Genomic DNA, 14,536 nt, shown 5'->3' with positions numbered 1-14,536 from the left:
ACGCACAGAACAACAGTTGTGGCCTCCTGAGAATTACAGGAGGCCACAGCTGTGTTGATTATTGAGCGTCTACTTGATACTGCCGAACGTGGTGGTGTATCCGGTTGGGAAGATGGAGAAGCGTCTGCGCTTCTGCACGATTCCCCAGATTCCGTCACGGAAGAACAGTGCGAAGACGATCGCAATGACACCGAGAAGAATCAAATAGAACGAACCATATTCCGCCAAAGCTTCGCGAAGACCCCAGAAGATCAGAGCACCGATAATGGGACCTTCAATTGTTCCCACACCACCGACGACGACCATGAAGATCATGAGCACTGACCACTGAACAGAGAACAGGGAGTCAGGCTGCACGCGCAGTGTCTGGATGGCGATGATGGCGCCTGCAAGTCCAGTACCAATACCGGAGATGACGAAAACCACGCGCTTTGCACGGTTCACGTCTACACCAGAGGTGGCAGCAGCCGTGGCGTCATCACGCACAGCGGTCAAACCAAGACCGAAACGTGAACGAACGAGGAGAACACAGACAAGAACTGCCAGAGCGGTGATGATCAATGCCAGCCAGTAGCTCAGCGCGATACGGAAGTCCTTATCGAAGCCAGACATGGCGTAGAGGGTCACGCCACTACCCAGACCGAGTTCGGGGAACTGCGTGATGATCAGTTTGATCACTTCGGCAATTACCCACGTTCCAATGGAGAAGTACCCACCAATGAGGCGGAACGCCAGGAAGGACAGGAGGAATGCGATCACACCGGCGATCAGACCCGCCAGAGGAATGGCCAGGAAGATGTTGATACCCAACAGGTCAGCGGTGACCACTAGGCCATACGCACCTAAACCGATGTAGGCCTGTTGACCCACTGATTCCATACCGCCGTAGCCGGCCATGAGGTTCCACATCGATCCAATGATGATGAAGATCAGGAGGTCAGTCAGGGCACGAATGTTCGACAGCGCCGTAATGTAGGGCAGCGCAAACATGAGCAGAATGACCAGCAACGCGACGGGCGAACCAATCAGAGACGTCCGAGTCCAGCGGTTTACTTTGACCTGCGAGAGGTCTGTTTGTGTAGCGGCCATTATCGCTTCACCTTTCCACTGATTCCTTGTGGCAAGAATGCCAAGAAGATGAGGAAGACGATGTTTCCAATCAGAATTCCTTGAGAGGGGAAGAAGCTCGCACCAATGGTTTGAGCCAGACCCAGAACCAACGCACCCACGAAGGTGCCCCACAGGCTACCGATACCACCGATAATCACAGCTTCGAAGGCGAAGATGAGCAGCATGCCACCGGAAAGAGGACTAAACGAGGTTTGAATTCCCGAGGCAACACCCGCAATAGCTGCCAGTGCGAGCGCAATCGCTGCCGACCAGGCATAGATGCTCTTGGGTCGAATACCCATGAGTTCCACGGTGGAAGCGTCCTCACTAATGGCACGCACAGCACGACCAAACTGGGTTTTCGCCATGACGAGGGAAAGGATTCCCAGCAGCACAATCGAAGCGATGAAGAGGCCGAAGGGGTAGACACCCACACGGATGAAACCGATTTCAAACGCGGCGGTGTCAATTGCGCCCAAGGTCATCCGCTTCTGGTCTGCGGACTCCGTCAACAACAGCACGTTTTCGATGATGACGGCCAAACCAAAGGTGACCAGAATCGAAGGGAGGGCCGAGTTGCCGAGTGTGCGCTGAAGCACATAGCGCTGCAAGACCCAACCAAAAGCCGCCATCAAGGGAACAACTAACAACAGCGACAGCAGAGGTGACCAGCCGGTCACTTCAGTGAAGTGCAGGGCGAGGTACGCAGCCATCACAGCAAACGCACCATAGGACAGGCTCACGATCTTCATCACACCGAAGATCAGTGACAGACCAGCAGCGAAGATGGCGTACAGGCCACCCAGCATTAAGCCTTGGACAACAGCATCAAGGAAATTCATTAGTGCCCCGTTCCAAAGTATGCGGCCGCAATTTCTGCGACATCCAAGTTACGTCCAGACAATGACGTCTGTCCCTCGAGCAAGCAGTGAACCTGGTCTGCCACAGAGACAGCTCGCTTCACGTCCTGCTCAACCAGGATGACGGTGGTGCCACGCTTGGTAATTTCACCCAGGCGGTCATAGAGCTCCACCACAATGGCGGGTGCAAGTCCCAGGCTGATCTCATCGAGCATCAGCACTTCGGGGTTTCCGACCAATGCGCGTGCAATAGCGGTAGCTTGCTGCTCACCACCGGACATCTGTCCCGCGCGACGGTTCAAACGCTCGGCAACCAGCGGGAACAGTTCACACACAGTGTCCAAGTTCCACTCGCCTTCGCGACCGGTCGCAGTACCAAGCTGCAGGTTTTCCTTCACCGTCAGCGAAGGGAACAAGCGACGTCCTTCCGGAACCATCAAGATTCCGCGACGGGCGCGCGCATTAGCTGATTCCTTGGTGACATCTTCCCCATCGATAACAACCGAGCCGGTGAGGGCCGTAAGTTGTCCCGCGATGGTCTTGAGAAGAGTCGACTTACCAGCACCATTGGCACCGATCACAGCCAGGATTTCACCGGGCTCTATGCTGAACGAAATATTCCGCAGAGCCGTCAGCTGGCCATAGCCGGCTGAGAGGTCGTTGACTACAAAGCTCATTTCGCGTCCGCTCCATCAACATCAAGAATTTCTTCATCAGGTTCAATACCGAGGTAGACCTGACGGACTTCTGGCGACGCGAGCACATCGTGAGGGTTACCCTCGGCGAGGATGCTGCCATAGGTCAGGCAGACCATACGCGTCGCAACAGAAACAAGTGCGTGCACAACGTGCTCGATCCACACCACGGTCACACCGGAATCCAGAACTCCACGGACCAAGTCCAGAAGTTCAGGCACTTCGCTCTCGGTCAGACCGCCCGCGATCTCATCGAGGAGCATGATGCGTGGCTTGGACGCCAGAGCACGTGCGACTTCGAGACGCTTTCGGTCAAGAAGACGCAGGTTCTTAGCCTGGACATCTGCCAGACCATCGAGCTTGGCCAGCGAGATAGCTTCGAGTGCTGCCTGCTGGGCTTCTTTACCCCGGAGATTACCGGCGAACTGAGCCGCAACAAGTGCGTTCTCATACACCGACATTCCGAGGAAGGGGCGAGGGATCTGGTAGCTGGTCGCAATGCCTTGACGTGAACGCCAGCTCGATCGCTTCGAGGTGATATCCACACCTTCGAGAAGGATCTTGCCTTCCTGGGGGGAAGTAGTTCCCCCCAGGACGGACAAGAGTGTTGACTTACCGGCCCCGTTAGGACCGATGATGCCGAGCAACTCGCCACGGTTTACAGTCAAATCAAGGTCGACGAGTACTTGTAAGCGCCCGAATCGAACATTAATTCCCTTCGCGGCGAGAAGCTCGGCGCCCATTACTGCTTAGGCCAATCGATTGCTTCGACCTCGCTGGTGGTTGGAATCTCTTCGAAGCCAACGTTAGATACGATTTCAATTTCGTACTTAGCGTCGCCAACCAGACGCCACTGACCACCGGTTACAGGCGATACAGCGACACCAGGAACTGGACCGTTAGCCCAGTCGAGGTTACCCACGATGGTGTCTACGTTGAGGGTAGACATTGCAGCTGCGAGATCTTCAGAGCTGGTGCTCTTCGATGCTGAGAATGCTGCGTTAGCAACCTCGAACAGTGCTTCAGCGAAACCGAGGGGCATGGTCCACTGCTTGCCAGAGTACTCTTCGTAAGCTGCTGCGAAGTCGGCGCTCGAGTCACCGGTCAGGCTGCTGGAGAAGGGGTACTGTGGCGACCACCAGATTTCGGTGCAGAGGTTGTTACCGAGGTTACCCAGAGCTTCAAGAACTGAAGGGAACTCGATTGCCTTTGCAACGGTTGCAACCTTGGGGTTGTAACCCTGCTGAACAGCCTGCTTCCAGAAGGTGATGAAGTCTGGTGGAACCATGATGGATACCAGAGCGCTGTCGTTGTTGCTCTTCAGAGAAGCAATCTGAGCGGAGAAGTCGGTGGTTCCGTTGGGGAATGCACCGGGGTTGTTGACAGTGTAGCCCTCTGATTCTGCGAAGGGAGGAACTGCGCCAGCCCATGCTTCACCGTCACCATCGTTGGGGAACAGTGCGCCGAGGTTGGTCTCACCGGGTGCAGCCTTCTCCCAGATGTCAGCGTAGATGGGGAGGACGTTGTCCAGGCCCCAGAAGAAGTGGAAGGTGTACTTAGAAGGAGTCTTGTCCAGTGCACGACCGAAGTACCAGGTCTGCCATGGAGCAACAGTCGAAACACACACAACCTGGTTAGCTTCACACTGGTCAGAAACAGGGTTGTTCGTTTCTGGAGTAGAAGAAACAAGGATCATGTTGACCTCATCCTTGAGGATGAGCTCGCTTGCTACGTCAGCAGCACGCTTGGAGTCAGACTGGGTGTCCTTCTTGATGATTTCAACATCGTGCTTGCTGCCATCAGCAAGGGTGATGCCGTTCTCGTCGAAGTATGCAGTCATCTGCTCCAGAACGAAGTCGTCAGACTCGCTGAATGCAGAAAGTGCACCGGTTTCTGGAGTGACGTAACCAATCTTGATAACGTCGCCCGAACCGCCTGAGCTGTCGCCACCGAGCGAGCCTGAACAGCCGCTCAATGCGATTACAGTGGCACCAGCTACAGCGATTGCTGCAACCTTACGCCCCGAAAAAAGCTTCATTGCGTTTTCCCTTTCGATAATTCTCTCTTGGTTTCTCCGTGCCCCGGAAGGGGCGCGGAAACTTAGGTGGCGACGGTAAACCCAGCAAGTAGGTTTGCGAAACGAACCGTTCTATGAGGGTCCAGGCTAGTAGCTTCGTCGATCGCGAATTCAACCACTTGTGCCTGAACGAATTCACGGCGACCTGAGGAGACCTGCTTGTAACACAGGGGCTCTTCGTGTGCCATGAATGTCATGTTCACTCCGCTTCATTGCGATTGTGGGAATAAGCGTTACAGATTTTTGCAAGCTAACGATTATTTGTAGCACTTAGATAAGAAAGTCGTCAACGCGAAAGGGGTGTTTGAATCTCGGATTGAATAACGATTTGGAAACGAGCCACGATATTTAGTCACTTATTAATATCAATCTCGAATTCGTTTCGGCTTTCTTGCCATCCCACATTTCTGATTTGAACTGGGTTTTTTTCTATCAACAAACAAAAAGTACATCTGGAATTTCAAGAGTTCCAAGTCTGCTTGTTTCGAGCTGGAGGCGATGGGCTTGCGTAACTGTTTTCCCCACCACTTCGAGTTAATGCCACCACCCTCGAGGATGATTGTGTCTTCCTGGGAAGTATCTCCCCAGGAAGACACAATCAAAGACATTTTGCCCTATAGAGAAAGAGGGATGTCTTGTGCGTTGTTACTGCTTAGGCCAATCAATTGGCTCTACAGAGCCACCGGTTGGGATCTCCGGGTGCTGCTTGTTCGAGACGATTACGAGCTCGTACTTGCTCTCACCGGTGAGACGCCACTGGCCACCAACTACTGGCGATACTGCGACGCCAGGAACAGGACCAGCTGCCCAGTCGAGAGGGCCAACCATGGTGTCAACCTGAAGAGTAGACATAGCCTTTGCAATGTCGTCTGAGCTTGCGCTTGCGGACTTTGCTAGGGCTGCGTTAGCAACCTCGAACAGTGCCTCTGCAAAACCAAGAGGTTGTGTCCACTGCTGACCTGTTTCCTTTTCGAACGACGCTGCGAAGTCAGCACTGGACTGACCTGTCAAGCTGCTCGAGAATGGGTAGGTTGGTGCCCACCAGATTTCGGTGGAGAGGTTGTTACCGAGGTTACCCATCGACTCAAGTACCGAGGGGAACAGGATTGCCTTTGCAACTGTTGCAACCTTTGGGTTGTAACCCTGCTGAACAGCCTGCTTCCAGAAGGTGATGAAGTCTGGCGGAATCATGATGGTCGACATCACAGTGTCGTTGTTTTCCTTCAGAGAAGAAATCTGAGCGGAGAAGTCGGTGGTGCCATTGGGGAATGCGCCAGGGTTGTTAACTGTGTATCCAAGGCCCTCTGCGAAGCCAGGTGCAGCTCCGAGCCATGCGGAACCATCAGCGTCATTGGGGAACAACATACCGATGTTGGTGTCTCCAGGTGCGCCCTGTGCCCAGATGTCCGAGTAAACAGGAAGTACGTCATCCAGACCCCAGAAGAAGTGGAAGGTGTACTTGAAACCCTGTTCGGGAGTAGCTCCACGGCCGAAGTACCACGCCTGCCAAGGAGCAACAGTGGAGATACACACAACCTGGTTAGCCTCACACTGGTCAGAAACTGGGTTGGTTGTGTCTGGAGTCGAAGAGACAAGGATCAAGCTAACTTGATCCTCCAGGATGAGCTCGCTTGCAACGTCAGCTGCTCTCTTGGCGTCGGACTGGGTGTCCTTGGAGATGATTTCGACTTCGTGCTTGCTTCCATCAGCAAGAGTGACGCCATTTTCCTTGAAGTAGGTTGCCATCTTGTCAAGAACAAAACTGTCAGCCTCACCGAAAGGTGCAAGGGCACCAGTCTGAGGAGTGACGTAGCCAATCTTGATGACATCGCCATTGCTTGTTGACGTGTCGCCACCGAGCGAGCCAGAACAGCCGCTCAAGGCGATGAGCGTGCTACCGGCAACCGCAACGGCTGCAAGTTTACGCCAGGTAAATCGCATTTTCATGTTTATTCCTTTTCTTGGTGTTCCCTGCCTCATCGTTGAGGCCTGGTCTGTGTGGACAGCTTAGAAAGCTGCGGTGCGGAAGACGTGCTTGTGTTCCTGGAACTCAGCAAGACCGGTAGGTCCGTTAAGTCTGCCAATTCCACTTGACTTGAAACCGCCTTCCTCGAACTGGTCGAGAACTACTGCCCATGAGTTTGTCCAGACTGTTCCCGCTTCGAGAGCATTGGACATACGGAGCGAACGCGCACCATCTGAAGTCCAGACGGATGCTGCGAGCCCAAATTCAGTTGCGTTTGCACGCGCAATTGCTTCCTCTTCCGTGGAGAAGGTTTCGAAAGTAGCAACTGGTCCAAAGATTTCTTCTTGGATAAGCGAAGAGTTGAGATCCTGTACTCCAAGAATCGTCGGACGCATAAATGCTCCTGGGCCGTCGTATCCGCCCCGCAGAATGACATCTGCGTCACTGGCATGATCAATGATGTTGTTTAGGCGCTGAACCTGTGCATGATCAATCAAAGGGCCGAGTTGGGTCTCAGGGTCTACGCCGGCACCCAGCTTGAGGCTAGAAAGAGACCCAGATAGCTTATCTGCGAGCTCCTCTGCGATGTCCTCATGAACAAGGATTCGACTACCGGTCATGCAGAACTGACCCGCAAAGGTGGAAACACCGGCGGTCAAGGTTGGCACTGCGACGTCCAGGTTTGCGTCAGAGAAGACGATCATGGGAGTCTTACCGCCCAACTCAAGTGAAGAACGCTTGAGCATTCCACCTGCTGCAGCACCAATCTGGCGTCCAACTTGTGTGCTTCCGGTGTAGCTAATCACAGGGGTCTTGGGCGAAGAAACGAGAGTGCGCGCACCACTTCCACGAGACTCGGTGAAGAAGTTCAGAACGCCCGCGGGAAGTGACTCAACCTTGGAAATGATGTCCATCATGAGCGCACCAGTGAGTGCAGTCTGACCAGGCATCTTGATTGCTGCGGTACACCCCGCAGCTAAAGCGGGAGCAAAAGAACGTACTGCAAGAATGACAGGAGAGTTCCACGGAACGATGATTCCAGCAACACCTATTGGTTCCTTCAGGGACATTGCAACGTCACCAGTTGGAGTCACCATTGAGGTGCCCAGGTCAGTCAGTGCCATCGAGGCGTAATAACGCAGCTTCGGAGCACACAGTGAAACTTCGAATTGAGCTTCACGCAGTGGCTTACCGTTTTCGGTAGTGATAGCAAGTGCAAGACGGTCGAAATTACGTTCAAAAGCGTCAGCGAGATCCCACAGGGCACGCGCACGAAGGTTACGGTCAGTGCGCCATGAGGAGGCATGGAAAGTGTCGAATGCAGAATTGATGGCTTGGTCAACAATCTGGTCATCAGCATCTTGGAAGGAACCCAATATTTCATCAGTTGCAGGGTTAGTCGAAGTAACGGTTACACCGCCACTTACCCATTCACCGCCGATGAGGTGCTGTGCATTCTGAATTCCAAAAATGTCAGCAACTGCTGCCTTGGACATGTTTTCTCCTTTGTATGTTGCTTGAGCTCTTTGTTCTGTTTCCGAAGCGTTGAGTTCTGTGACTTCTCGTGCAGAAACCACTGGTGGTGTTTTGACCTGGTCAAAGACAACGACTGGCTTGATAGTGTTGCCTTTTTCCGCATCGTGAATCGCGGTGTTAATATCTGCAAGTTCATAGAACTTGATGAGCTTGTCGAAGGGAAAGCGCCCTTGGCGCCACAAATTAATGAGACCTGGTATGAAGTTCTGTGGCACAGAACCGCCCTGAATTACAGTCTTGAAAGTCCAGCCTTTAATTAGAGACTCTCCGATTTCAAAGGGAACTTCAGTTCCAGCCGGAGATGCGCCTACTAGAGCCACCGTTCCCTTTACAGCAAGCGAGTCAGCAGCAATACGAAGAACATCAGGACGTCCAGTTGTATCGATTGCAAAATCTATGCCTCGGCCGTGGGTCATGTCCATGATGCGATCGTGAACGGGGTCAATCCGACTATTGATGGTGTGTGTAGCACCCACCTCGCGTGCGAGTTCTAACCGGCTGTCATTGATATCCACAGCAATGACCTGCTTGCAACCGGCAACTATGGCTGCCATTATCGCGCCGAACCCAACTGCACCAGAGCCAAACACCGCCAGTGTTGAACCTGGTTTGGGTACTAATTCATTGAATACTGTGCCCGCACCGGTTTGAACACCACATCCCAGCGGCGCAACTTTTCTCAGATCTATGTCTTTATCCACAACAACGATGCAACGCTCTGGAACGTTCGAAAAGGTTGCGAAAGAGGACTGACCAAAGAAATGAGAAGAGACTCTTCCCTTCGGACCAGTCAATGACGTTGTTCCATCAGGGCGTGAACCACCGAAATTACGAGAGAAGAGCTCCAGGCAGTATGCCGAATTACCCTTCAAACATTGTTCACAGGAACCGCATGAATTGACGGAGAGCAGAACATGGTCGCCAATTTTTACGGAACGAACAGCGGAACCGATGGCCTTGACAACCCCCGAACCTTCGTGCCCAAGCACCGCAGGAAGCGGGGTAGGGAGATATTGTTCTCTGACGTTGGCATCGGTGTGACACACACCCGATGCCACCATTTGGACTAGAACTTCATCATCACGAAGATCATCAAGCTCAAGTGTTTCCAAGACAAACGGAGCGCTCTTAGCGGGTGTCACAGCTGCTGTGATTATCACTTATTCTCCGCTTCTTTGCGTTGTAACTAGTTGGTGTTGTCCGTCAGTCAACGAATAATTTTTATCACCGCAAAATCTTGAGCGTCAAGTCTTGGATAATTTTGGCGCTTTTAGACAATAACGATTGTGCAACGGTGCTAGCTCAGAGCGGGCGCAAGGACAATATTGAAATCAGTTCTCGCCCACGGACGCCCGCCCAAGTCGCGGCCGTTGGGCGTAGGAGTATCACCTGACTGATAGTGAAAATGCTTGACAAGAGAGTCTTTTACGCCAAAGACACTGTCCCCCTCCAGCAGTTCATCCCCATGCACAAAAATGTGCGTCACAAGCTTGCGCATATTCGGCGCTGTCACCATGAAGTGCAGGTGAGAGGCGCGCATTGGCGACCGACCAGTTGCTTCAAGCATCTTGCCCACTGGGCCGTCATGGGGAATGGGATAAGGAGTTGGGGTCAAACCCCAGAATGAATACTTGCCCTCAGCATCTGAGTACATGTGCGCCCTTGCTGCAACGCGGCCATCTGTGTATTGCACGTCGTAGAAGCCATCATCGTCTGCTTCCCATATTTCAATACGTGCACCAGGGATGGGGGTGCCTGCGACATCCGTCACAGTTCCTTCAACCCAGCAGGCTTGACCGGTTGCTCCGAATGCCATGTCCCCGCCGTTTTCAATCAAGGGTGCGTCATCCACAAAGAACGGGCCGAATACGGTTGCCTCCGTGGCGTCGCCATTTGCCTCATTATTGACTGCAACTGTTTGCATCGAGATCCCGAGCACATCCGACAAGAGGATGAATTCCTGTCGACGATCATCCGTGATGTGGCCGACTGCAGTGAGGAATTCGATCATCTTGTCCCACTCAGATTCACTCAACCGAACATCGCGGACGAAATTATGGAGGTGCTGGACCAGTTTTTGCATAATCTCCTTCAAACGTGGGTCTGAAGTGTCGTCAAAGGATGCAATAACTGTGCGAACAAGCTCTTCTTCGCGTTGAGTTTGTTCAGGTGAAATGGGTGAAGTGGTCATGGGTCTCCTTAATTTGACGTCGGCTTGGTACCGGCCCAGGCAGCGTGAAGTAGTTCTGCAAGATTCTCTGCAGTGACAGGACGAGGATTACTCTCGGGAATTATTGGCAAAGCAATGCTGACTGCTTCTTCGATATCCGCTTCGTTAAATCCATAGTCCTTGAGCGCTTGAGGTGCATTGAGTTTTTCCCGGAGCCTGTTCAACCCCTCCAAGCCAGTCGACGTTTCAAAAGCAGCAGCGATGCGAGCATCAGCACGCGGGGCGAACGGCGCATTGAATGCGAGGACATAGGGCAACACGGTGGCGTGTGTCTGTGCATGCGGAAGATTGTAGGTGCCCCCAAGAACGTGGCAGATTTTGTGGTGCATTCCAGAGCCTGCGGACGCAAAGGAGACTGCGGAAAGATATGCACCATAGAGTGCTTCCTCTCGGCCCTGTTCATCTATTGGGTTTTCAGCGATACGGGGTAGCCCCGATGCCAAAGCATGGATACCTTCCGCCGCAAGGGCTTGATTAATCGGGTCTGCACGTGGCGCCCACAGTGAGTCAATGCAGTGCGCCATGGCATTGAGACCTGAAGCGACGGAAAGTTCCACAGGGAGTGAATAGGTCAACTCAGCGTCATACACCACTGTGACCGGAAGAACTTTATTATCAACTCCTGTGGTCTTGCGTGCGGCTTCAGTCAGGCCCCACACATTGGTCGCTTCAGACCCGGCGTAGGTCGTAGCAACGGCGATGATGGGGATTCCAGTAGTCATTGCTACGGCTTTAGCCAAACCAGTTGTAGAACCGCCGCCCACACAGACCAGAAGATCAATCTCATGTTCAATCGCTACCCGACGAGCATCTTCGGCTTTTTCGATAGGAACGTGCTGAACCACATCCTGATAGCTAATGTGAACTGATATTTGCTGCGTAACTGCCTGCGCAATCTGCGACTCATATGGGGCAGCGATTAACATGACCCGTTGTGCGCCAAGTCGTGATACTTCCATAGCCAAATGCTGAGCAGCTTTGCCACTGCCAAAGAGAAGTCGCTGCCCCAAGGTGTCGTGAGAGAAATTAATTGCCATGATTTCTACGCCTGCCGACTGAGGACAGAATTCAAAACCTCAGTAAGTGTAGAAACGGGGTCCTTGACACTGCAGATCGATCGCCAGGCAATAATTTTGTCCGGACGAACCAAAAGAACACCGTCTTCGTCGATTTCGCGAGCGCGCTCCCAGTCAAAATAGAGATCGGTGACTTCGCGCCCAGGGCCGATCACAACTGCCTTCAGCGGAATGTCCAGGTGAGCCGCAACTTTTTCTGCAGCTTCCGCCCAAGCCTGACCCGAGATTCCCGTAATGAGGGTGAACTGCGAGCTTGGGCAGAGATCCAGCGTGGAATATTTTCTGTTGTTATCCCCCACCCACACATGCGGCAGCGGAGAACCAGGAAACGTTGATGGGTGATAGTAAAGTTCAGGGTCCCGGGTAGGTGCGGATTTCTTCATCCCGCTTGAGAGAACAGCAGAGGATTCGTAAAACTGCCCCATTTCGACACCGTGAGAGTTAAACTCGTAATCTTTGAGTTTTAGAGCTTTCGCAAGGGCGTTTCGCTTTTGTCTAGCTTCAGGGGTATTGTCCTTGCGACTTCGGATTTCTTCTGCCATCTGCTGTTCATTCTCAGCCTTGTCGAAACCAAGAGCGGTGAAAATGTCAGCAAATTCACGAGATGACTTATTTGCACGCAATACAATTTGTTTAGCAACCGGGGCTCTTTCGGGAGTGTAGGTTTCTAAAAGTTCAGAGCCTGCATAGCCCTTGATTACACTCGCTATTTTCCATGCAAGATTGTAGGAGTCCTGGACTGAGGTGTTTGAGCCCAAACCGTTGCTAGGTGGGTGACGGTGAATAGCATCCCCACCACAAAAGACACGACCTCTCTGCAAAGTGGTGGCATACATTTCGTTGACCCCCCACAACGAATAGCCTGTGATTTCGATATCCAAATCAGGCATTCCTAATAAGTTTCGAACGATTTCGGTAGCCATCTCTTCTGTAATATCTGGGGTTGGTCCGTTGATGTCGTACCCCCAGACAATCAACCATTCGTTCCAGGGGCGGACCATGCGCACGAGGCCGGTACCAATCCCCCCCACGTTTGCCCCCGGTTGAACAACCCAGTACAAAACCGAAGGACGGTGGTTGACCAAAGGCGCAATGTCAGCCTTGAAGGTAATGTTCATCGATCCGGCGATATCCATTGCACCTTCGAAATCGAGTCCGATTTCCTCTGCAACCTTCGAACGTGCTCCATCTGCTGCGTAGAGATATTTTCCCCGAACCGAGAATTCCAATCCTGATACTCGATCAAGGACGCGGACGGTAACCCCCTCCGCGTCCTGGACGTGGGAGAGATATTCACTTGAAAATCGTGTTTGGGTTCCCGCCATCGTCGCATTCTTGACCAGAATAGGTTCGAGGTAGGTCTGTGGAATATCGCAATTCAGTGTGGGTGAGGCTGCTTCATAATCAGCATGACGTTCTGGGCTAGTTCCCCACGTGAGAATGCGGCCGAGTTCTTCTCCGGCAATAGAGGTACAAAACACTGTGTCGCCGATGAGGTGGTGTGGTGTGGAATCAGCCTTGACCTGCTCCTCAATCCCCAGTTCACGAAAAAATTCCATGGCTCGCTGATTGGTGATGTGAGCACGAGGCGTATTCGCCGTCCAACGATATTTGGTGAGCATGATGTTCTTGATCCCCAGTCGGGAGAGAGCAAGCGCCATCGAAGCTCCGGCAGGACCGGACCCAATGATGACGACATCTGTCTCAACTAGACCTTGACCAGGAAGAACAGTTTCGGCAATTCCGTCATTAAAAATCGGCATTGATTTTCCTTAAGACTAACTCCGCGCCACATTGCGCAAGGCTTGACTTAGAGAGTGCCAGCCAAGAATGAAACAACCCTAGTTGTGGCGGAATAAATCATCTAAATGGCGAGAATAATCAAACTAGTTTCCGATTTTTCGAACTGTGGCTGCTGGTGGATGGCCGAAGTGCGCCTTAAACACTCGTGAGAAATGGGCGGTTGAATTAAAGCCTGAGTATCTCGCCACATCACTGACGGTCATCTGATCAGAAATAGTCGATTGCAATACTCGATTCGCCAATTCCAGCCGCTTTCGAAGTATTTCTCTAGAGAGATGCATCCCCTGTTCTGAATAGATGCGGGATAGCTGGCGTTCGCTCACGCCAATAGAGCGAGCAATGACCGGTGCTGAAAGTAGAGGGTCGCGCAAATAACGGTCGATGAAGGCAGAAGCAATTCTGTATTGGGAGGAAATTCCAGATGCGCTACTGCTCGCGAAAATTCCACGAAGCAGGTCAATGACCTCATTTTCGGTCTCTTGGAACGTAGAGGCATCGGCATTAGCTAAAGACTGAGACATTGTTTCTGCGATAGCTGTGGCAAAGTCATTTGATTTATTTGACTTACCAAAACCCAAAACATGTGGCTCTCCCTCTGAAATTTCTCCTCCGTCCGAAATGTCCTTAAAGGTATCTCTTGGAACCATCAAGACGAGCTCTTTAAGTCCTTTTGCAAACCCACGCATGAAGGGTTTATCAGTGTCATAGACCAATACAGAACCAGGTGCTAGCGCACGAGCTCCCCCACGGTGATAGAAGAAGGAATCTCCGTATAAAGAAAAATATAAAACAACAGAATCTGCAGGTTTGGAGGAAATATGACGGGCCGTGCGTTCAATCACGTGCTCATTTGCAGTCACCTGCGCAAAATGAAGTTTCGGCAAGTGGAGGTTGATTTCTGTTGCTTGGAGTGAAGCGTCATCCAGAGTTCGGGCTGTTAAGCCAACCAAAGCCTTGGCATTGTGGTCTTCCCACTTCTCAACACGGTCAATCTCCGACAGACCTTTCGTGGTGAACCGTTCAGAAGTAACTTGAAACCTGGGAGAAAGATCTTCCAGAGACGCATCTGAAATAACGGGTTCCCCTGTTGTGCTCAGGGTGTAGCCACTGTAAGCCACTGCTCATTCCTCACCATTGAAGTTGGCTCGAAGTTTACGCCGGTCTGAGCATCAATACCAGATTC

The 14,536-nt window shown here is 52.3% G+C and carries 11 protein-coding genes; all 11 read right to left on the bottom strand.

Features of this window, described 5'->3' with window-relative positions; genetic code table 11:
- Positions 1 to 69: 69 nt before the first annotated feature.
- Positions 70 to 1,089 (bottom strand): branched-chain amino acid ABC transporter permease, encoded by a 1,020-nt coding sequence (locus M2119_RS04145; RefSeq protein WP_280803692.1) that lies wholly within the window; start codon positions 1,087 to 1,089, stop codon positions 70 to 72.
- A complete protein-coding gene (locus tag M2119_RS04140) occupies positions 1,089 to 1,952 on the bottom strand; it encodes a branched-chain amino acid ABC transporter permease (protein WP_280803691.1) in 864 nt (287 codons plus the stop codon). Before M2119_RS04140 ends, M2119_RS04145 begins: the two co-directional genes overlap by 1 nt.
- Positions 1,952 to 2,647 carry an ABC transporter ATP-binding protein gene (locus M2119_RS04135; RefSeq protein ID WP_280803690.1) on the bottom strand — a complete coding sequence of 232 codons (696 nt, stop codon included), beginning with the start codon at positions 2,645 to 2,647 and terminating at the stop codon, positions 1,952 to 1,954. Before M2119_RS04135 ends, M2119_RS04140 begins: the two co-directional genes overlap by 1 nt.
- Positions 2,644 to 3,408 (bottom strand): ABC transporter ATP-binding protein, encoded by a 765-nt coding sequence (locus tag M2119_RS04130; RefSeq protein ID WP_280803689.1) that lies wholly within the window; start codon positions 3,406 to 3,408, stop codon positions 2,644 to 2,646. The genes M2119_RS04135 and M2119_RS04130 overlap by 4 nt, the downstream gene beginning before the upstream one ends.
- Positions 3,408 to 4,703, bottom strand: coding sequence for an ABC transporter substrate-binding protein (locus M2119_RS04125; RefSeq protein WP_280803688.1), 1,296 nt, complete (start codon positions 4,701 to 4,703; stop codon positions 3,408 to 3,410). The genes M2119_RS04130 and M2119_RS04125 overlap by 1 nt, the downstream gene beginning before the upstream one ends.
- Before the next feature lie 684 nt (positions 4,704 to 5,387).
- The gene (locus tag M2119_RS04120) at positions 5,388 to 6,689 is read right to left on the bottom strand and encodes an ABC transporter substrate-binding protein (RefSeq protein WP_280803687.1); all 1,302 of its coding nucleotides are present in this window, start codon (positions 6,687 to 6,689) and stop codon (positions 5,388 to 5,390) included.
- Between the two features lie 60 nt (positions 6,690 to 6,749).
- Positions 6,750 to 9,404 carry an aldehyde dehydrogenase family protein gene (locus M2119_RS04115; protein ID WP_280803686.1) on the bottom strand — a complete coding sequence of 885 codons (2,655 nt, stop codon included), beginning with the start codon at positions 9,402 to 9,404 and terminating at the stop codon, positions 6,750 to 6,752.
- Positions 9,405 to 9,541: 137 nt separating this feature from the next.
- A complete protein-coding gene (locus tag M2119_RS04110) occupies positions 9,542 to 10,435 on the bottom strand; it encodes a dioxygenase (protein ID WP_280803685.1) in 894 nt (297 codons plus the stop codon).
- Positions 10,436 to 10,443: 8 nt separating this feature from the next.
- Complete coding sequence (locus tag M2119_RS04105; RefSeq protein ID WP_280803684.1) at positions 10,444 to 11,511, bottom strand: maleylacetate reductase; 1,068 nt, start codon at positions 11,509 to 11,511, stop codon at positions 10,444 to 10,446.
- A gap of 5 nt (positions 11,512 to 11,516) precedes the next feature.
- Complete coding sequence (locus M2119_RS04100; protein ID WP_280803683.1) at positions 11,517 to 13,313, bottom strand: FAD-dependent oxidoreductase; 1,797 nt, start codon at positions 13,311 to 13,313, stop codon at positions 11,517 to 11,519.
- A gap of 123 nt (positions 13,314 to 13,436) precedes the next feature.
- Positions 13,437 to 14,471: a helix-turn-helix domain-containing protein gene (locus tag M2119_RS04095; protein ID WP_280803682.1), complete on the bottom strand. Its 1,035-nt coding sequence runs from the start codon at positions 14,469 to 14,471 to the stop codon at positions 13,437 to 13,439.
- Between the last annotated feature and the right edge of the window lie 65 nt (positions 14,472 to 14,536).

Origin of the sequence: Aurantimicrobium minutum (genome assembly GCF_029894165.1) — a bacterium.
Classification (GTDB): domain Bacteria; phylum Actinomycetota; class Actinomycetes; order Actinomycetales; family Microbacteriaceae; genus Aurantimicrobium; species Aurantimicrobium minutum_A.
The sequence above is the reverse complement of the archived record's forward strand: the minus strand, read 5'-3'. Positions and strand labels throughout refer to the sequence as shown.

What these genes read in the sequence shown, in the direction of transcription:
- M2119_RS04145 (WP_280803692.1), bottom strand. Translation starts at nt 1,089, where the DNA reads ATGGCCGCTACACAAACAGACCTCTCGCAGGTCAAAGTAAACCGCTGG.
- M2119_RS04140 (WP_280803691.1), bottom strand. Translation starts at nt 1,952, where the DNA reads ATGAATTTCCTTGATGCTGTTGTCCAAGGCTTAATGCTGGGTGGCCTG.
- M2119_RS04135 (WP_280803690.1), bottom strand. Translation starts at nt 2,647, where the DNA reads ATGAGCTTTGTAGTCAACGACCTCTCAGCCGGCTATGGCCAGCTGACG.
- M2119_RS04130 (WP_280803689.1), bottom strand. Translation starts at nt 3,408, where the DNA reads ATGGGCGCCGAGCTTCTCGCCGCGAAGGGAATTAATGTTCGATTCGGG.
- M2119_RS04125 (WP_280803688.1), bottom strand. Translation starts at nt 4,703, where the DNA reads ATGAAGCTTTTTTCGGGGCGTAAGGTTGCAGCAATCGCTGTAGCTGGT.
- M2119_RS04120 (WP_280803687.1), bottom strand. Translation starts at nt 6,689, where the DNA reads ATGAAAATGCGATTTACCTGGCGTAAACTTGCAGCCGTTGCGGTTGCC.
- M2119_RS04110 (WP_280803685.1), bottom strand. Translation starts at nt 10,435, where the DNA reads ATGACCACTTCACCCATTTCACCTGAACAAACTCAACGCGAAGAAGAG.
- M2119_RS04105 (WP_280803684.1), bottom strand. Translation starts at nt 11,511, where the DNA reads ATGGCAATTAATTTCTCTCACGACACCTTGGGGCAGCGACTTCTCTTT.
- M2119_RS04100 (WP_280803683.1), bottom strand. Translation starts at nt 13,313, where the DNA reads ATGCCGATTTTTAATGACGGAATTGCCGAAACTGTTCTTCCTGGTCAA.